Origin of the sequence: Catenulispora acidiphila DSM 44928, assembly GCF_000024025.1 — a bacterium.
In the GTDB taxonomy this organism is placed as follows: domain Bacteria; phylum Actinomycetota; class Actinomycetes; order Streptomycetales; family Catenulisporaceae; genus Catenulispora; species Catenulispora acidiphila.
On record NC_013131.1, the window covers coordinates 8,423,097 to 8,439,914 of the forward strand.

At 71.0% G+C, this 16,818-nt stretch carries 20 protein-coding genes and 1 pseudogene; 5 read left to right on the forward strand and 16 right to left on the reverse strand.

Annotated features, from left to right (window positions below; all coding sequences use genetic code 11):
* Positions 1–78 precede the first annotated feature (78 nt).
* The 5 genes from CACI_RS35865 to CACI_RS35885 form a co-directional block, all read right to left on the reverse strand.
* The gene (locus CACI_RS35865) at positions 79–495 is read right to left on the reverse strand and encodes a hypothetical protein (RefSeq protein ID WP_015795802.1); all 417 of its coding nucleotides are present in this window, start codon (positions 493–495) and stop codon (positions 79–81) included.
* A complete protein-coding gene (locus CACI_RS35870) occupies positions 492–710 on the reverse strand; it encodes a hypothetical protein (RefSeq protein WP_015795803.1) in 219 nt (72 codons plus the stop codon). Before CACI_RS35870 ends, CACI_RS35865 begins: the two co-directional genes overlap by 4 nt.
* Before the next feature lie 65 nt (positions 711–775).
* Positions 776–1,705 carry a hypothetical protein gene (locus CACI_RS35875; RefSeq protein ID WP_015795804.1) on the reverse strand — a complete coding sequence of 310 codons (930 nt, stop codon included), beginning with the start codon at positions 1,703–1,705 and terminating at the stop codon, positions 776–778.
* Entirely contained in the window at positions 1,702–2,256 is a 555-nt protein-coding gene (locus CACI_RS35880) for a SigE family RNA polymerase sigma factor (protein ID WP_015795805.1), read from the reverse strand. Before CACI_RS35880 ends, CACI_RS35875 begins: the two co-directional genes overlap by 4 nt.
* A 68-nt stretch (positions 2,257–2,324) precedes the next feature.
* On the reverse strand, positions 2,325–3,458 hold the full coding sequence (locus tag CACI_RS35885; protein WP_015795806.1) for an FAD-dependent oxidoreductase: 1,134 nt from the start codon (positions 3,456–3,458) through the stop codon (positions 2,325–2,327).
* A 73-nt stretch (positions 3,459–3,531) separates the two neighbouring features.
* Between CACI_RS35885 and CACI_RS35890 the strand changes: the two genes are divergently transcribed.
* The 4 genes from CACI_RS35890 to CACI_RS35905 all read left to right on the forward strand — a co-directional run bounded on the left by CACI_RS35890 (position 3,532) and on the right by CACI_RS35905 (position 6,046).
* Positions 3,532–4,230, forward strand: coding sequence for a TetR/AcrR family transcriptional regulator (locus tag CACI_RS35890; RefSeq protein WP_223297347.1), 699 nt, complete (start codon positions 3,532–3,534; stop codon positions 4,228–4,230).
* Positions 4,227–5,129 carry an NADP-dependent oxidoreductase gene (locus CACI_RS35895; protein WP_015795808.1) on the forward strand — a complete coding sequence of 301 codons (903 nt, stop codon included), beginning with the start codon at positions 4,227–4,229 and terminating at the stop codon, positions 5,127–5,129. Before CACI_RS35890 ends, CACI_RS35895 begins: the two co-directional genes overlap by 4 nt.
* A gap of 96 nt (positions 5,130–5,225) precedes the next feature.
* Positions 5,226–5,567, forward strand: coding sequence for a VOC family protein (locus CACI_RS35900; RefSeq protein ID WP_015795809.1), 342 nt, complete (start codon positions 5,226–5,228; stop codon positions 5,565–5,567).
* Positions 5,564–6,046 (forward strand): NUDIX domain-containing protein, encoded by a 483-nt coding sequence (locus CACI_RS35905; protein ID WP_015795810.1) that lies wholly within the window; start codon positions 5,564–5,566, stop codon positions 6,044–6,046. Before CACI_RS35900 ends, CACI_RS35905 begins: the two co-directional genes overlap by 4 nt.
* Before the next feature lie 54 nt (positions 6,047–6,100).
* Here CACI_RS35905 and CACI_RS35910 read toward each other — a convergent pair whose 3' ends face one another.
* The 8 genes and pseudogenes from CACI_RS35910 to CACI_RS51710 form a co-directional block, all read right to left on the reverse strand.
* Complete coding sequence (locus CACI_RS35910) at positions 6,101–7,396, reverse strand: cytochrome P450 (protein WP_015795811.1); 1,296 nt, start codon at positions 7,394–7,396, stop codon at positions 6,101–6,103.
* A gap of 59 nt (positions 7,397–7,455) precedes the next feature.
* Entirely contained in the window at positions 7,456–7,884 is a 429-nt protein-coding gene (locus CACI_RS48575) for a GNAT family N-acetyltransferase (RefSeq protein WP_015795812.1), read from the reverse strand.
* A 431-nt stretch (positions 7,885–8,315) separates the two neighbouring features.
* Positions 8,316–8,972, reverse strand: coding sequence for a histidine phosphatase family protein (locus CACI_RS35915; protein ID WP_015795813.1), 657 nt, complete (start codon positions 8,970–8,972; stop codon positions 8,316–8,318).
* A gap of 209 nt (positions 8,973–9,181) precedes the next feature.
* A pseudogene (rsfS, locus tag CACI_RS35920) lies at positions 9,182–9,610 on the reverse strand (ribosome silencing factor); the annotation flags it as partial.
* A 103-nt stretch (positions 9,611–9,713) separates the two neighbouring features.
* Complete coding sequence (locus CACI_RS35925; RefSeq protein ID WP_015795815.1) at positions 9,714–11,810, reverse strand: LytR C-terminal domain-containing protein; 2,097 nt, start codon at positions 11,808–11,810, stop codon at positions 9,714–9,716.
* Positions 11,807–12,466 carry a nicotinate-nucleotide adenylyltransferase gene (nadD, locus tag CACI_RS35930; RefSeq protein ID WP_015795816.1) on the reverse strand — a complete coding sequence of 220 codons (660 nt, stop codon included), beginning with the start codon at positions 12,464–12,466 and terminating at the stop codon, positions 11,807–11,809. The genes CACI_RS35925 and nadD overlap by 4 nt, the downstream gene beginning before the upstream one ends.
* A gap of 38 nt (positions 12,467–12,504) precedes the next feature.
* The gene (locus CACI_RS51705; RefSeq protein WP_190276859.1) at positions 12,505–12,672 is read right to left on the reverse strand and encodes a hypothetical protein; all 168 of its coding nucleotides are present in this window, start codon (positions 12,670–12,672) and stop codon (positions 12,505–12,507) included.
* 89 nt (positions 12,673–12,761) lie between these two features.
* Positions 12,762–12,935 carry a hypothetical protein gene (locus CACI_RS51710; protein WP_190276673.1) on the reverse strand — a complete coding sequence of 58 codons (174 nt, stop codon included), beginning with the start codon at positions 12,933–12,935 and terminating at the stop codon, positions 12,762–12,764.
* A 151-nt stretch (positions 12,936–13,086) separates the two neighbouring features.
* Here CACI_RS51710 and CACI_RS35940 point away from each other — a divergent pair, with 151 nt between their 5' ends.
* Positions 13,087–14,163: a M48 family metallopeptidase gene (locus CACI_RS35940; protein ID WP_015795819.1), complete on the forward strand. Its 1,077-nt coding sequence runs from the start codon at positions 13,087–13,089 to the stop codon at positions 14,161–14,163.
* A gap of 141 nt (positions 14,164–14,304) precedes the next feature.
* On the opposite strand, the gene CACI_RS35945 is transcribed toward CACI_RS35940, so the two are convergent.
* From CACI_RS35945 to CACI_RS46535, 3 genes are all read right to left on the reverse strand, one after another.
* Entirely contained in the window at positions 14,305–14,859 is a 555-nt protein-coding gene (locus tag CACI_RS35945) for a hypothetical protein (RefSeq protein ID WP_015795820.1), read from the reverse strand.
* Positions 14,860–14,994: 135 nt separating this feature from the next.
* Complete coding sequence (locus CACI_RS35950) at positions 14,995–16,254, reverse strand: glutamate-5-semialdehyde dehydrogenase (RefSeq protein WP_015795821.1); 1,260 nt, start codon at positions 16,252–16,254, stop codon at positions 14,995–14,997.
* A 94-nt stretch (positions 16,255–16,348) separates the two neighbouring features.
* Complete coding sequence (locus tag CACI_RS46535) at positions 16,349–16,768, reverse strand: hypothetical protein (RefSeq protein WP_015795822.1); 420 nt, start codon at positions 16,766–16,768, stop codon at positions 16,349–16,351.
* Between the last annotated feature and the right edge of the window lie 50 nt (positions 16,769–16,818).

Sequence of the window (16,818 nt, forward strand, 5' to 3'; positions counted from 1 at the left end):
GCGGTCCGCTTGACGACGCGCGGCCCTGGACACGGTTTTCGTGCCGGGGTCGCGCGCTTCGCGTTCAGCGCTGTTCGGTCAGGGTTGTTCTGGTGGCGTGGGGTGGGCGGCGCGGCTGAGGATCGCGGCCGGTTCGTAGGCGAACAGACCCCACATCGCGGCGACGGTGGGATGCGCCGGGTCCGCTTGGTAGGACAGCCAGCAAGCCCAGCGGCCGCGGTGGGCGAACCAGCATTGGATGTGGCCGGGGAGCCAGCGGCCGCCGACGCGCACCCAGATCGCCGCGTCGCGCGGCTCGACGCGGCGGGCGTCGCGGGGCGGGCGGGGGAGGCGGCGGGCGTCGTGCCAGGGGGTGTTCGGAGCGCTGGAGCTGTTTGCGGCGCGGGAGTTGTTCGCGGCGCTAGCGCTGTTCGGGGCGCCGGAGCCATTCGCGCTGCGGAAGCTGTTCGGTCGTTCGCGATCGTTCGCGCGCGCGGCACGCTCTCCCCCGTTCAACTCGGGTAGACGCGCAGCCGGCCGGCGCCGTCCGCCTCCACGCGCAGGCGTACCCGCCCCAGGGCGTGCTGGATGCGGGCGGCGGTCTCCGGGCCGGCGAGTCCTTCGATCACGACCACGGACCGCGGGCCGTCGATGTGGACGGCGGCGGGAAAGCCTCCGAGGCGGTCGACCTCGGAAGCCACGGCACGGGCGAGCGGGATGAGCGGTTCCACGGTTGGGGATCATACTCGAACAGATTTTCGATACAAGGAGAGAGTGCACTTCAGCCCGCCGGGCGCTAGCCGGTCGTGAGCCGGACCGCCACATCCTTCGCCAACGCCTGAATCCACGCGATGCCCTCCTGGCCCGAGGGGACGACGGCCACCCCCGTCGCCGCCACCAGGTCGCCGCTTCGGACGAAGACGACTCCCCTGTGGTCGCCGAAGGTGTACGCCAACACCTCGTCGGCGACCGTCTGCGGGGACGCCAGCAGCTTGGTGGTCTGCGGCGCTCCGCAGCCGGTCTCGAGAGCCGCGCGTATCTCCTGCATAGCGGTCGCGCCGCCGCCGGCGCGGAAGTTGTACACCGTTTCCATCACGCTGTTGGTCGCCTTGCCCGGCGGCGAGTTCTCCACCTGGGTCGAGACGGAGCTCAGGGCCGGCTCGAGCGCCCCCTGCCTGACGGCCCCGTTGTCGCAGGCGTCTTCAGCCGACGTCATCTCGACCTCGTCCATCACCATCGGCATGCCGTCCGAACCGGGAACCCACCCCGCTCCCAGATCGGAGGCCAGCAGAAAATCGGAGATCGACGCGGAGCGCGAGCTCGGCGGCGGCGATGGCGAGGGAGCCGTCGGGTGCGTCGCGCCCGGTGCGGTCCCCGGGAACGACGGCGAGCTCGCCACCGTGCTCGCCGGCGCCGGGCCGCCCGCGTCATCCCGCCCGGGCGACCACGCGACGATCCCGGCGACCACCGCGCAGGCGGCCACGACGCCCGACAGCGCTTGCGCCATCCCGCGCCGCCTGCGCCGCTGCCGCGCGCGCCGTCGTACCGCGGAGATCGGCGGCGTGGTGATCGTGACGAGGTCGGCGCGGGCGTGCAGGCGCGAGCGCAGAGCCTCGTCGGACTCGGATTCGGATTCGGATTCGGATTCGAGGTCGGACTCGGGCTCGACGCCGTGTTCGCCGTCTTCGGCACTGTGGTCCATGCGGTCTATGCGGTCCCTGCTCATGCCGCCCCCTCCCGCCGCTTGGACGCAGCGCTCGCCGTACCCGCGAACTCCAGGATCTGGCCGTGCTGCCGCAGGCGCGCCAGGGCCTTGGCCGTCTGGCTCTTGACCGTTCCGACCGAGCACCGCAGGACGTCGGCCGCCTGCGCCTCGGTGAGGTCCTCGTAGTACCGCAGGACGATGACGGCTCGCTGCCGGGGCGCGAGGTCGTTCAGCGCCGCCATCAGCACGTCGCGCTCGCCGTGCTGCTCCGCGTGGTCCGTGACGAGCCGGAGCCCGTCGGGAACGGCGGCGACCGGGTACTCCGGGACCCGGCGTTTGCGGAAGCGTCCGCGATGGCAGTTCAGGAGCACGCGTTGCAGGTACGCGTCCGGGTTGTCGGCGCGCCGGACCCTGCCCCACGAGGCGCACGCGCGCTCGAACGCGGCTTGCGCGAGGTCCTCGGCGTCGTGCCGGTCGCCGGTGAGCAGGAATGCCGAACGCACCACGCGCGGCCACCGCTCGGCCATGAACCGGTCGAAGCCGTCGTCGGACGGTTCGTTTCCTTCGGGCATATCAACCCCCTCCACCCGCACGATGCTGAATGCCGGGAAGATGGTTGCCCTCTTGCGGACTACTCTGACTACTCCGATCGCGTCCGCGGGCCGCTGGGCATCATCTTGGCCGTGAGGTTACGTGCGCTGATTCCGAGCCGGGTCTTCGGGACCAGCCAGCTCGCCGCGAGGCTGACGGTGCGCTGCTTCGGCGCCACCAGCTTGCGGTGCTCGTTTTCGTACGCTCGCAGGGCGTCGGCGATGTCGTGGTGGCTCGACAACGATTCGGCGAGGGTGTGCGCGGCGGAGATGGCGAGGCTGGAGCCGTCGCCGAGTAGCGAGACGCAGGAGGCCGCGTCTCCGGCGAGGCTCACGCGACCGCGTGTCCAGGTGTCGAGCCTGACCGCGCTGACGGCGTCGAAGTAGAACTCGTCGGCCGCGCGCAGCTTCTCGAGCAGGTGCGGGACCTCCCAGCCGACGTCTGCGTAGGCGTCGAGGACGATGCGGCGGTGGCTTTCGCTGTCGCGGTGGTCGAAGTCGGCGGATGTGGGTCCGCGGAAGATGAAGGCGGCGAGTGCGGAGCCGCGTGCGGGGTGCACTGAGGCCAGGCGGCCGGGGGTGTTGTAGACCACGATCTCGTCCGCGCGGTCGGCGGGGCGCCCGAGGGGAAGGGTCGCGACATAGAGGCCGAGGTGGTGGATGAAGTCGCGCTCGGGCCCGAAGACGAGGCGGCGGACGGTGGAATGCAGGCCGTCGGCGCCGATCACGAGATCGAAGCGGCGGGGGGCGGCGCGGTCGAAGACCACGTCGACTCCGTCGCCGTCAGGGTGCAGGGCGGTGATCGTGTCGTCGAACAGGAACTCGGCGTGCGGTTCCGCGGCCTCGTAGAGGATCGAGGCGAGGTCGGCCCGGGGTATCTCGACCTCGGCGCGGACGCCTTTGCCCGCGGCGCGGCCGGCGGGGGTGGCGAGCCGGGCGACGGCCCGCCCGGACGGCGCCAGGAGCCGCATCACCGTGGCCGCGGTGGCCGCCTGGCGCAGTTTCGGGGTGAGGCCCATGGCCTCGACGACGGGGACGGCCGGGCCGCGCACGTCCACGGGATTGCCGCTGGAGCGCATGCCCTGCGAGCGCTCGACGACGGTCGGCTTCAGCCCGGCGCGGGCCAGCCAGTAGGCGAGGGTCGAGCCGGCGATGCCGGCTCCGGAGATCAGAACGTCGGTCATACCGCGAGCATATGTGCAGTCACTGCAAAAATGCAATGGCTGCAATTTTGCCGTGACTGCGTACACTGGTCCCGTGACCGCCGAGCCCGATCCCCCGCCGCCTCCACTGCCTCCGCAGCCTCCACCGCCCTCCCTGCGCGACCGGAAGCGGGCGCGCGTCCGCCAAGCCCTCATCGACGCGGCGCTCGACCTGTTCGACCGCAACGGCTACGAGCAGACGACGATCGCCGACATCACCGCGGCCGCCGAGGTGGGCGCGCGGACGTTCTTCAACTACTTCGCGAGCAAGGAAGACCTGCTCTTCCCGGAGAGCGACGCCCGGGTGCGGTCCACGCTCGACGCCATCGCCGCGCGCGACCCGCGGGAAGGGCCGGCGGAGGTGCTGCTGCGCGCGCTGCGCGATGTCGGCGAGAAGAGCGATGAGATGGCGAGCCCGCAGGCGGTGCTGCGGCTGAAGCTGATGCGGACCGTGCCGGCCGTTCGCGGTCGTACGTTGCAGGTCCAGATGGACGCGCAGCGGGAGATCGCGCGCCACCTCGCCGCCGCGTATCCGGACACCCTCGACGAGGTCAAAGCCGCTGCGGTGACCGGCGCTTTCATCGGCGCGATCACGGGTGCGTTGCAGGTCCTGCTCGAGGGCGTCGACGAAACCGACAGCTCTAGCCGTCCCGAAGACCCGCGCGAATTCCGCCGCGCGCTGGGCGAGGCGACGGACCTCGCGCTCGCGCCGTGGATGAGAGCAGAACAGACCCAGGATCGGAGCACACGATGAAGGCCGTTCGTTTCAGCAGGTTCGGAGGGCCGGAGGTCCTGGAACTCGTCGAGCTGCCCGATCCGCATCCCGGACCCGGCGAGGTGCGGATCGCGGTGCGGGCGGCCGGGGTCAATCCGAGCGACTGGAAGAAGCGCAGGGGTCTGATGGACGAGGAGCTTCCGCAGACGCTCGGGTACGAGGCCGCCGGCGTGGTCGACGAGGTCGGCGCGGGGGTCGAGGACGTGGCGGTCGGCGATCGGGTGGTCGGCTTCTCCATGGCTGGTGCGGCGCAGGCCGAGTTGGCGGTGCTGACGTACTACGCGCCGATCCCGGCGCCGCTCGACTTCGTCGGCGCCGCCGCGCTGCCGGCCGCCGTCGAGACCGCTACGCGTGCGCTGGATCAGCTCGGCGTGAAGAACGGCAGCACGGTGCTGATCAACGGCGCGTCCGGCGGCGTCGGGAGTGCGTCGGTTCAGCTCGCGGTGGTGCGGGGCGCACGGGTGATCGGGACCGCGAGTCCGGCGAACCACGACTACCTGCGCTCGCTCGGCGCCGAGCCTGTCGCGTATGGCGAGGGGATGAGCGAGCGGGTGCGTGCGCTGGCGCCCGACGGGGTCGACCTGGCGCTCGACGCCGCCGGGAGCGGGGTGTTGGCTGAGCTGATCGAGCTTGCCGGCGGCGCCGAGAATGTCCTGACGATCGCCGACTTCGCCGGGGCGCAGGAGCACGGGGTGCGGTTCAGCAGGGGCGATTCGGGGCGTGCGCTGCACGCGCTGGCCGACGTCGGTCCGCTGATCGAGGCGGGGCGGTTCTCGCTGCCGGTGGCTCAGAGTTTTCCGCTCGCCGAGGTCGCCGAGGCGCAGCGAGTGAGCGAGGACGGCCATGTGCGCGGGAAGATCGTGCTGGTCGTGGGCTGAGACGCGCGGGGTCGAGGGCTGAGATCCGCGAGGGTGTGGGTGCGCTGCCCGATACTGAATGGTCAGACTGCCCTCGACGCGGGAGGAACCCATCCGGTGAGCTTGAACTTGTTCGCGGGGGTCGCCGTCGGCGACTTCGGCGCGGCGCTGGCCTGGTATCGGTCGCTGCTCGGCGCCGAGCCGACGTTCTACCCGCACGAGACCGAGGCGGTGTGGCAGCTGGAGGAGGGGCGGCTGCTGTACATCGTCGAGCGGCCCGAACACGCCGGCCACGCGGTGCAGACGCTCATCGTCGAGGACTTGGATGCCGTGCTGTCCGGCGCCTCGGAGCGCGGGGTGGAGGCGGCGAAGCAGGAGACGTACGCGAACGGGGTTCGGAAGGTCACCTATCTCGACCCGGACGGCAGCGAGATCGCGTTCGGGGAGGTGCCGCGGTGAAGCAGAGCGCGGGCATCCTGATGTACCGGATCGAGGGCGGGGAGCTGCGGGTGCTGCTCGTGCATCCCGGCGGGCCGCTGTTCACCAAGCGGGACGCGGGGTGGTGGTCGATTCCCAAGGGCGAGTACACCGACGACGAGGACGCGCTGGCCGCTGCCGTGCGGGAGCTGCGGGAGGAGACCGGGGCGGTCGTCGCCACGACGGATCTCGTGGAGCTCGGGTCGGTGCGGCAGAAGAGCGGGAAGGTGGTCACGGCGTGGGGCGTCGAGGCGGACTTCGACGTGACGACGCTGGTGAGCAACTTGTTCGCGCTCGAGTGGCCGCCGCGGTCGGGGGTGATGCGGGAGTTCCCGGAGGTGGACCGCGGCGAGTGGTTCGGGGCGGAGGAGGCTCGGGTGAAGATCAACAGTGCGCAGGCTGCGTTTGTTGATCGGTTGGAGGCTTGGCTTGGGCGCGGGGAGCGGGAGCAGGAGGGCTGAGGGTCGGCGTGTCCTGACTTGGCTCTGCTCACCAGTCGCTTCACCGGTCGCTCGTCAGTCCCAGCGGACTGGTAAGTGCTTCAGGCCGTTCTGGAAGTTGGAGGTCAGGCGGACCGGATCGCCGTCAGGGCGGATGTGCGGCATTCGAGTGAGGACCTGGCCGAGCATCGCGCGCATCTGGGTCTTGGCGAGGTGCGCGCCGAGGCAGTAGTGCGGGCCGAAACCGAAGGTGACGTGGTCGTTCGGAGTGCGGGTCAGGTCGAGGCGGTCGGGGTCGGGGAAGACGGTCTCGTCGCGGTTCGCCGAGGCGTGGTAGACGACGACCTTGTCGCCGGCGCGGATCTCGCGGCCGCCGAGGGTGACGTCGCAGGTCGCGGTGCGGCGGAACTGTATGACCGGCGGCCAGTGGCGCAGGAGTTCGTCGACGGCGGTGTCGAGGCGGGCTTCGGGGTCCCGGCGCAGGTGGTCGAGCTGGTCGGGGTGCTGCAAAAGAGTGAGGAGGGCGCCGGGGATGCCGTTGCGGAGGGTTTCGTTTCCGGCGACGGCGAAGAGGAAGAACATGTTCTCGAACTCGGCGTCGGTGAGGCCTTCGGCGAGGAGGCGGCCGACGATGCCGGGGGTGTCGGGGGTGGCTGCCGGCGGTTCGGCGGCGAGGCCGTGTGCGTACGCGTACATGTCGGCGAGGCCGGCGCGGGAGCGGGGGTTGAGCGGACGTCCGTCGGGGCGGGTCATCGTGGCGGGGCGTTCGGCCAGCGCCGCGCGGCCGAGCGGGCTGAGCGCGGCGGCGTCGGCGGTGCCCAGTCCGGCGTAGTCCGTGTCCTGATAGCCGATCACTCGATTGGCCCAGTCGTAGAGCAGCCGGCGGTCCTCGTCCGGCACGCCCATGATGCGGGCGAGCGTCCACACCGGCAGATCCGCGGCGACCTCGACGAAGTCGGCACGTCCGGCGGGCAGGACGGCGTCCACGAGCATGCGCGCCCGCTCGGCGATCGTCTCCTCCAGCCGCCGAATCGCCCGCGGAGTGAACGCCGCGGCGACGATCCGCCGGAGCCGAGACTGCGCCGGCGGATCCTGATTCAGCATCATGGCGCGCACGAAGCCGAGGTCGTCAGCGGTCTCCGGATCGCGGATCTGCGTGCCGCCGAGGTGCGAGGAGAAGGTCTGCGGATCACGCAGCACCCGCTTGACGTCGGCGTGCGCGAACACACCCCAGTACCCGGACCCGGCCGGCCACGCCCCCACCGCCGGCTCCTCGACCCAGCACACCGGCGTGGCGCGACGCAGCTCGGCGAAGCGCTCGTAGGGGACGGCGTGGGCATAGGTCTCGGGATGGAAGATCTCGACCGTCACGAATCCAGCCTGCCCCACCGGTATGGAAAGGCGAAAGAGGCGAAAGAGCCGCAATCACCTCACAGCGGCTTGACCCATCGCGACCACTCACCCTGCGGCGCATAACCACCGGCACGCCAGGCACGATGCGCAAGCTCGTTCTCATCAAGGACCATGGCATCAGCACGCGCACCGCCGAGCGCACGGAAGCGCGCCTCAGCAGCATCGACCAGCAGCCGACCAATACCCGCACGCCGCCGATCGGGATGCACGGCGAGGCGATAGAGGTGGCAGCGCCAGCCATCCCAACCGGCGACAACGGTCCCGACCAGCTCGCCACTGTCCGCATCGACGGCAAGAATCAACGCCTCGGGATCTCGCGCGACAAGGGCTTCGACCGCCCGAACACTGTCGGCGGGACGATGCGCATCCTCGGCAGCCACCTGCCAGAAGGCCAGAACCGCAGCAAGATCGGCGGACGTGGCAGGGCGGAGTTCAGGAGCCGGCATGCCGATGACGCTAGTGCGACGCGAGGGGAATTGGCCTGCGCCGACCGCGATGTGGGCAGGGAGCAGGTATCTGGTAGCAGACGCCTGATGCCCCGACAGGCAACCGATCCGCGCCGCCGAGCCAGCCGCTTAGCAACGCGGGCAGGGGCGCCCGATGACTCAAGAGCGAACCCATCCGCGCCGCCGAGCCAGCCGCTTAGCGACGCGAGCAGGGACGCCCGATGTCAAGAGCGAACCCATCCGCGCCGCCAGGCCAGCCGCTTAGCGACGCGAGCAGGGGCGCCCGATGTCAAGAGCGAACCCATCCCCGCCGCCGCGCTAGCCCGATCAACGAGCCAGCCGCCCAGTGGTGTCAGCCGCGAGCCAGCCAGCCGCCGCACCGAGTACGCAGCCCAGCCGCCTGATCGTCCCGGCGCCCGAGCCAGCGCTCCCTACTCGTCGTCTCCGATGACCGGCTCCAGAAGTGTGCCGGCGTTGTGTTCCAGGAGGCGCCAGCCGCGGCGGGCTTCGCCGAGGATGGACCAGCAGCAGTTGGAGAGGCCGCCTAGGGCGCCCCAGAGTTCGTAGGGGAGGCCCATCATGCGGCCGAGGGCTACGCGGGCGGCTCCGCCGTGGGTGGCTACTACCAGGGTGCCGGCCGGGGGGACCTTTTCCAGGGCTCGGAGGATGGCGGGGACTACGCGTTCGGCTACTTCGACTTCTAGTTCGCCGCCGCCTCGGCGGATGGGTTCGCCTCGGCGGAAGGCTTCGAATTCCTCCGGGTAGCGGGCGACGATTTCGTCGTCGTTGAGGCCTTGCCAGCGGCCTGCGTAGGTTTCGCGGAGGGCTTCGTCGAGGGTGACCGGGAGGTTGGTGAGGCGGGCGAGGGTTTCGGCGGTGCGGGTGGCGCGGATCAGGTCGGAGGCGACGATGACGCTGGGACCGAGGCCCGCCAGGACGCGGGCGGCGCGTTCGGCTTGGGCCAGGCCGACGTCGTCCAGCGGGATGTCGGTCTGGCCTTGGAAGCGGCGCTCCAGGTTCCAGGCGGTGCGGCCGTGGCGCCACAGGACGACTTGGCGTGCGCCGTGTACGTGCGCGGCGCGGTCCATGCCGGACGGGGCGGTCTCGGTCGGTTCCTCGCCGCGCGGGGCGGACGCGGTGACCGTGGGCGCCACAGTCGCCGGAGCCACGGCGCCGCCCCCTATTCCTTCGTCCTGATCCCTGCTCACGCGCCCGGACCGCCGGCCGGCTCGTCGTCCTCGTCATCCTCCAGGTCCAGGTCGGCGTCCAGGTCGTCGTCCGTGTCCAGGTCCAGGTCCGCGTCCGCGGCCGCGTTCTCGCCCGCGAGCACCGCCGCGCCGGCCGGGCGCTCGCTGCGGCCGTTGGTCACCGAGTCCGGCAGCTCGATCAGCGGGCAGTCCTTCCACAGCCGTTCGAGCGAGTAGTACGTCCGCTCCTCGGCGTGCTGGACGTGCACCACGATGTCGATGTAGTCCAGCAGGACCCAGCGGCCCTCCTGCTCGCCCTCGCGCCGCGCCGGCTTGGCGCCGATCTCCAGCAGCTTCTCCTCGATGCCGTCGACGATCGCGCGCACCTGGCGGTCGCTGTTGGCGGAGGCCAGGACGAAGGCGTCGGTGATCACGAAGACGTCGCTCACGTCGTACGCGACGATGTCGTCGGCCACTTTGTCGGACGCCGCCTGGGCCGCCGCGATGGCGAGCTCCCGGGCGCGGTCGGTTGCGGTCATGAAGGTCTTCCGTTCGTGGACTGGACGCTTTCTGGGCGGTTACCAGGATCTCATGCGCAGGCCGGGCGCCAGACCGGGATTCCGCGCCGCTCCAGCCCGCCGCTCAGCCCGCCGCGGAGGACGACGAGGACGCGGCCGGACCGCTCGGGCTGGTCGGCTGGTCCGCCGGTACCTGCCCGACCTGCGTCCAGTCCGCTCCCAGCACCACCCGGGCGTCGGTGAGCGTGCTGTCGAACGGCGTGACCCGCACCGCGCTGTCCGGCAGCCCGAGCGCCAGCGCGATCTGGTCGCCGAGCGACGTCGCGCCCTGGGTCGGCACCATCACGTACGTGGTCGGCGTCTGCGCCGTGACGCCCTGGTCCATCGGCGTGTAGCCGCCGCCGACGAGCTTGGACTCGGCCATCGCGCGGCTGGAGACGGTGTCCACGCGGCCCGTGCCGTCGGCCACCGAGACCCGGGACAGGCCGCCGTTGTCCTTGGCCGTGGACGCCCCGCCCAGCAGGGTCTTGACCACGACCGACGCCTTGTCCAGGTCCATCACCCCGGAGCCGTCGGCGCGCACCGGCAGCGGCTGCTCGGCGAACCGGTGGCCCTGCTCCTCGGCGCCGAGCGCGGTCAGGATCGCGGCCAGCCGGTCGTTGGGCAGCGCCGGGTCCGGGACCGCGGCCAGGCTGTTGAGCACGGCGGTGGTGGTGCTCGCCGAGTGCGGCATCTTGGCCAGCATGCCCTGCACGACCTGGCCGAAGCGGGCCATCTGCTTGGCCGGCGCCTCGCCCTTGGGCTTGTAGGTGGCGTAGTAGGCGGCCTTGTCGCCGGTCAGGTCCTCGCTCCCGGCCTGGAAGAGCGGCTTGCCGTCCGGGCCGAGCACCGCGGCGGCCGAGGCCGGGTCCACCGTGACGGTGACGCCGATCAGGCTGTTCAGCAGCGCGGCGAAGGTGAGCTCGTCCATCGACCAGACGCCGTCCACGTCCACGCCGAGCAGCGAGGTCAGGGCGTCCTTGCCGGCCGGCGCGCTGCTCGGCATGGCACCGCCGAACGGCTGGCTGTCCAGCGCGGCGGACTCCACGCTCAGCTCAGAAGGAATCAGCACCGCCGCGCCGCGCCCGGCCGGGTCGCTCTTGCCGGCCACCTCGGTCTTGTCCGCGACCAGCACGACGTTGCCGACCGCGTTGCCGTTGGGGTCCTTGACCTGGAACAGCACCGTGGTCTCGGTGGCCTTCGTGCTGCTGCCGCCGCTGAACAGGGCCCACGCGCCGCCGCCGACGGCCAGCAACGCCAGGACTGTGGCCAGCGCGATGAGCTGGATCCGGCGCCGCCGCGCGCGCTCGACCCGGCGGTCGTCGGTGCCGACGAACTGGAGCCAGTTGGTCAGCTCGCCCTCGGTGTCGCCAGTGTCGCCAGTGTCGCTGGAGCCGTCGGCCGCTTCGGCCTCACTCTCGGGGGCGACCAGGCGCGTCGGCGTCTCAAAGGGCGACTGTGCCGCAGGCATCGGCTCGGGATCCGGTACGAAGCCGGCGACCGGCTCCGGCATCGTCGGGAACGCCGAGACGCGCGGGGCGGCAGGCTGCTCATAGGAAGGCTGGTCGTACGAGGGCTGTTCGTAGGAAGGCTGCTCGTACGAAGGCTGCTCGTAGGAGGGCTGCTGCGGCAACGGCGGCGCCGGCTGGTACGAACTGGCCGGAACCTGCGCCTGGCCGTAGGAGTCGTACTCGTACGACGACGGCGGCAGCTGCGGCGGCGGCTGCTGCGTTTCGGGAGCAGGCGCCTGATAGGTGGGCTGATAAAAGCCCGAAGAGTCTAGGTTCTGGTACTGGGCCGGCGCGTCGGGATAGGCAGCGTTCCCGTATCCGTACGACTGCGCCTGGTAAGGATCCTGGGCCTGGTACTGCTGGTAGCCGCCCTGCTGGTACCCACCCTGTTGATACGGATCCTGCTGATATTGATCCGTTTGGTACTGGTCTGCCTGGTAGTAACCCGGTTCCCCGTACCCGGAGTACTGGTCGTACGCCGCGGCCTCCTGCTCGGCCCGCGCCACGAACTCCGGTGGCCGCTCGTACTCCCCCGATCCGCGCCGTCCGGTGCCGGCGGGGTCCTGGGAGGCCTGATACGGGTCCTCCGGAGGGTTGTCGGACCGGCGCCGCCGGCCGCGTCCCCCCGAGCCTCCGCTCGTCGGTGGATCGTTCTCCCCCGGCCAGCTCATGTCATCCCTGTCCCAGGGGTGTCCCGGTAGAGCCCCCGCTTGTTGATGTACTGGACGATGCCGTCGGGCACCAGATACCAGACCGGCTCCCCGTGCCGGACCCGCTCGCGGCAGCCGGTGGAGGAGATCGCCATGGCCGGCACCTCCACCAGCGAGGCCTTCCCCGGCGGCAGACCCGGGTCGGCCAGCTGGTGGCCGGGGCGGGTGACGCCGATGAAGTGCGCGAGGTCGAACAGCTCCTTGGCGTTGTGCCAGGAGAAGATCTGCTCCAGCACGTCCGCACCGGTGATGAAGAACATGTCCGTGTCCGGACCGCGCTCGGCCGACAGCTCCCGCAGGGTGTCGATGGTGTACGTGGGCCCGCCGCGGTCGATGTCGACGCGGCTCACCGAGAACCGGGGGTTGGAGGCGGTGGCGATCACCGTCATCAGGTACCGGTCCTCGGCGGCGGACACCCGGCGCTCGGACTTCTGCCAGGGCTCCCCGGTCGGGACGAACACCACTTCGTCGAGCCCGAACAGGCTCGCGACCTCGCTGGCCGCGACCAGGTGGCCGTGGTGCACGGGATCGAAGGTGCCGCCCATCACGCCCAGCCGCGTACGGCGCCGGCGGGCCGTCGCGGGGCCCTGCGGTCCGGACGTCGGATGAGAGGTCATGGCGCGTCACCCTACCGGGTCGGACAGGGGTGGTGGGACTACCGATCCTTGTTGAGGCGCGTGGTGACGAACAGCAGGATCAGCAGGACCACGAGCACGATCGCGCCGTTCAGCGGCGGGTTGATGCCGTCGTGCGTCTTCTCGGGCGTGGTCCCCTCGGCGAGGAACACGTGCGCGGCCTGCGTGGCGGTGGCGAGTGCGGACATGGAGGTCAGCATAGGGGGTCCCGGGTATCGGAATCCCGGCAGGGTACCCGGGAGTCGGGCACCCGTCAGCCGCGCGGGCTACTCCCCGTCTACTCGCCCTCTGAGTCGTGGCTCCGGTAGCCGCGCAGACACGCCCATGCGAGCAGCGCGACCAGGATCACCGCGCCCAGGATGAACCACCGCAGCCAGCCGGCGGTGTGCGGCGCGTTGTCCTGGGGGAACGGGCTGGGATCCGCCAGGAAGATCGAGTAGACGACATGCATGGCATCCACAGTACGCCCGGCCCTCAGGGAACTCCCTAGCAGGTCCACGCGTCCTACTTTGAGAGCTCCGCCGGCGGTCACGGGAGCGCCCCGCACAGGGCCCCGCCGGGTCTACTGTGAGCTATAGAGACATCTACAAGGGGGTTCCCGCATGCCGGAACGCGAAGGTTCTGAGAACACGCCGGAGCGGAGCCGCCAGCGGTTCCCCGGCATCAGCTCCCGGGCCTACGAGCATCCCGCGGACCGCACCGCGCTGGTCGCGCTGCGCAAGATCGACGGCTTCGACATCCTGCTGCGCAAGCTGTCCGGGTTCATCGACGAGCGCAAGATCCGCCTCTCGCTGCTGGCCGACGGCGTCAAGGTCGGCGACCTGCAGTTCCCGCGGCTGCAGACGATGCTGCAGGACGCGGTGGACGTCCTGGACATCGGCTTCATGCCGGAGATGTACGTCGTCCAGAACCCGGTGCCCAACGCCTTCACCATCGGCATGGACCGCCCGACGATCGTGCTCACGACCGGGCTGTACGAGCTGATGGACGAAGAGGAGATGCGCTTCGTCGTCGGGCACGAGGCCGGGCACGTGCTGTCCGGGCACGCCGTCTACCGCACGATGCTGTTCTGGCTGACCAACTTCGCCACGAAGCTGGCGTGGATGCCGATCGGCAAGTGGGGCATCGACATGTTCATCAACGCCCTGCTGGAGTGGTTCCGCAAGGCCGAGCTGTCCTGCGACCGGGCCGGCCTGCTGGTCGAACAGGACCTGGACGCCGCGATGCGCTCGCTGATGAAGCTGGCCGGCGGCTCGCACCTGGCCGAGATGAACCCGATCGCGTTCCTGGAGCAGGCGCGCGAGCACGAGGGCGGCGGCGGTCTGCGCGAGTCGATACTGAAGATCATGAGCCTGCGCGAGCGCACCCACCCCTACACCTCGATCCGCGCGCTGGAGCTGACCCGCTGGGTCGAGGCCGGCGACTACCAGCGCGTCATGGGCGGCACCTACCCGCGGCGCGAGGACGACCCGCAGGCCAGCGTCCGCGAGGAGGCCAAGGCGGCAGCGAGCCAGTACAAGGAGAACTTCGAGAAGACCACCGACCCGCTGCTGACGAAGGTGCGCGGGTTCGCCGACGAGGTCGCCGGGGTCGGCAGCCGGATCGGCGAGACGGTCTACCGGAAGTGGGGTCCGGGCCGCGGTCCCGAGGGCGCCACCGATGAGGACGCTGAGGACTGAGGTGGCTGAGGGCTGAGGTAGCTGACTCTGAGCCCTGATGCGGTGAGTTTCCGCTGAAGCGGCCCCGGTTTCCCGATGGGAGCCGGGGCTGCTTCGCGTTCTGGCAGGTGAAGTCAGACGGTAGGTCAGGCGGCGCGCCGGTCAGGCGATGCGGCTGCGCTCGGGGGCGAGCATCACCAGCTGGTAGTCGAGCCCTGCGACCGAGAAGCGCAGGGCGTCGCGGGCCGAAGCCGGCGCCGAGGCGCTCGCACTGGTTCCCGCGCCTGAACCGTCCGGCGTACCGGAGGCGGGCGGGACGTTCGGGTTCCGATCGTTCCCGCCCTTGGCGGAGGAGAACAGCCGCGGCACTCCGATGATCGCCGAGGTGACCAGCGCGGCGAGCACGACCCACGCCACGTTCCGCCGCCAGCGCCGGCGCCGTCCGGTCCCGTAGTCGATCGGCGCGCTCTTGTCCCGGACCGGCGCGGGGGCGTCGGCGAGGTCGGTCGGGGTGCCGTCGGCCCGCCAGCCGCCGTCGTGCGGACGCTGGCGCTTCCACTTCTCGCTCAGCTCGCGCTGGCGCGCCGAGGGCTCCTTGAAGGTCGCGGTCTTCGTCGACTCCTTGGTGAAGGAGCGCTCGAACTCGGCCCACTCCTGCTCGGAGAGTATCGGCGCGTCACTGGGGTTCTCAGCGTTCTGGTTCTTGTCCTCGGCCACGGCGGCCTTCCCCAAACCCTGTAAGGCACAGCCCACTTCCCCCGGGCCGCGACACGGACATGATGGGCGAAAGGCTACTTGATCCCGCTGCGTTGCACACCTGGTTCGAAGGCCCGGACCGCCTCGGGCCGCGCCTCACTCGCGGATCTGACCGTCGCCGACCATGAGGTACTTCGTGGAGGTGAGCTCCGGCAGCCCCATCGGTCCGCGCGCGTGGGTCTTCTGCGTCGAGATGCCGATCTCGGCGCCGAACCCGAACTCGCCGCCGTCGGTGAAGCGCGTGGAGACGTTCACGCCGACCGCCGCGGCGTCCACGCGCAGCTGGAAGGCGCGCGCGGCGTTCAGGTCGCGGGTGACGATCACGTCGGTGTGGCCGGTGTTGTAGGCGTTGACGTGCTCGATGGCGGCGTCCAGGGAGTCCACGACGGCCGCCGACAGGTCCAGCGACTCGTACTCCGCGGCGAAGTCCGCGTCGGTGGCGGGCACGACGGCGGCGGAGAAGGCGGCCACGCGCTTGTCGCCGTGCACCGTCACACCGCTGTCCGCCAGCGCGGCGAGCGCCTTGGGCAGGAAGGCGTCGGCGACATCGGCGTGCACGAGCAGCGACTCGGCGGCGTTGCAGACGCTGTAGCGCTGGGTCTTGGCGTTGATCAGGATCGACAGCGCCTGGTCGAGGTCGGCGGAGGCGTCGACGTAGACGTGGCAGTTGCCGGTCCCGGTCTCGATCACCGGGACCCGCGCGTGGTCCACGACGGACCGGATCAGCGAGGCGCCGCCGCGCGGGATGAGCACGTCGACCAGCCCGCGGGCGTTCATCAGGTGGGTGACTGCCTCATGGGAGTCACCGGGCACCAGCTGCACGGCGTCGGCCGGGAAGCCGGCGGTGGCCAGCGCGTCCCGCATCACGGCGACCAGCACGGTGTTGGAGTCCTTGGCGGAACTGGAGCCGCGCAGCAGGGCGGCGTTCCCGGACTTGAGGCAGATCCCGGCGGCGTCGACGGTGACGTTGGGCCGCGCCTCGTAGATGATCCCGACCACACCGAGCGGCACCCGCACCTGCCGCAGCTCGATGCCGTTGGGCAGCACTCCCCCGCGCACGCTCTCCCCGACCGGGTCGGGCAGCGAGGCGAGCTGGCGCAGCGCGTCGGCGATCGCCGCGACCCGGCTGTCGGTGAGCGTCAGCCGGTCGATGTAGCCGGCCGGCGAGCCACCCTCCCTAGCCCGCTCGGTGTCGCGGCCGTTGGCGGCGACGATCTCGGCGGTGCGGGCGACGAGCGCGTCGGCCATGGCGTGCAGCGCCGCGTCCTTCTCACCGCGCGGTCGCTGCGCCAGGTCGGCCGCGGCCTTCTTGGCGCGGCGGGCGGCGTCCAGGACTTCGGTCTGCAGGTCCGTCATGGGTCCAGCCTAGGCCGGACGGGGGCGTCTCAACGGGGATTTCGCCTGTCGAGACGCCCACGCCGGGCAGGGCGGCGGCGCCGAGGGACGCCGGCTACGCCGCCAGCGGCTTCACCGTCAGCTGGTAGTCCTCCCGCACGCGGCCGTCGGCGTCCAGGACCAGGAACACCCTTGCCGACCAGGCGGTCTCGCCGGCGTCGGGACCCTGGGCGTGGTCCAGGCGGATGGTGAAGGTGACGATGTCGGCGTGGACGGCGACGTCGTCGCCGCCGGTGGCGGTGTAGGTGGCGTTCGCGACGAAGGCTTCGTGGGCTTCGGCGACCCGATCGGTGAGGGCGGCGTGGCCGATGTATTGCTGGCCTTCGATGTACTCGATGCCATGGTCGGACCACAGGTTCGCGACGGCCTTGGCGCGGTCGGACGCGTCGGCGACAGCCCAGACGGCGATGTAGCGGTCCACGACGGCAGCGGCTTCGGTGGCGTCGACCGTGGTGTTCTCAGTGGTGTTCGTCATGGCCGTGACTCTGTGGGCGCCGGTCACGGGAGGGTCAAGCGCCTTGCGGC

Coding starts and splice junctions, on each gene's coding strand:
- CACI_RS35880 (WP_015795805.1), bottom strand. CDS start 2,256: ATGCCCGAAGGAAACGAACCGTCCGACGACGGCTTCGACCGGTTCATG.
- CACI_RS35915 (WP_015795813.1), bottom strand. CDS start 8,972: ATGGACCGCGCCGCGCACGTACACGGCGCACGCCAAGTCGTCCTGTGG.
- CACI_RS46535 (WP_015795822.1), bottom strand. CDS start 16,768: ATGACGAACACCACTGAGAACACCACGGTCGACGCCACCGAAGCCGCT.
- CACI_RS35885 (WP_015795806.1), bottom strand. CDS start 3,458: ATGACCGACGTTCTGATCTCCGGAGCCGGCATCGCCGGCTCGACCCTC.
- CACI_RS48575 (WP_015795812.1), bottom strand. CDS start 7,884: ATGCCGGCTCCTGAACTCCGCCCTGCCACGTCCGCCGATCTTGCTGCG.
- CACI_RS51705 (WP_190276859.1), bottom strand. CDS start 12,672: ATGTCCGCACTCGCCACCGCCACGCAGGCCGCGCACGTGTTCCTCGCC.
- CACI_RS35875 (WP_015795804.1), bottom strand. CDS start 1,705: ATGAGCAGGGACCGCATAGACCGCATGGACCACAGTGCCGAAGACGGC.
- nadD (WP_015795816.1), bottom strand. CDS start 12,466: ATGACCTCTCATCCGACGTCCGGACCGCAGGGCCCCGCGACGGCCCGC.
- CACI_RS35925 (WP_015795815.1), bottom strand. CDS start 11,810: ATGAGCTGGCCGGGGGAGAACGATCCACCGACGAGCGGAGGCTCGGGG.
- CACI_RS35895 (WP_015795808.1), top strand. CDS start 4,227: ATGAAGGCCGTTCGTTTCAGCAGGTTCGGAGGGCCGGAGGTCCTGGAA.
- CACI_RS35940 (WP_015795819.1), top strand. CDS start 13,087: ATGCCGGAACGCGAAGGTTCTGAGAACACGCCGGAGCGGAGCCGCCAG.
- CACI_RS35950 (WP_015795821.1), bottom strand. CDS start 16,254: ATGACGGACCTGCAGACCGAAGTCCTGGACGCCGCCCGCCGCGCCAAG.
- CACI_RS51710 (WP_190276673.1), bottom strand. CDS start 12,935: ATGCATGTCGTCTACTCGATCTTCCTGGCGGATCCCAGCCCGTTCCCC.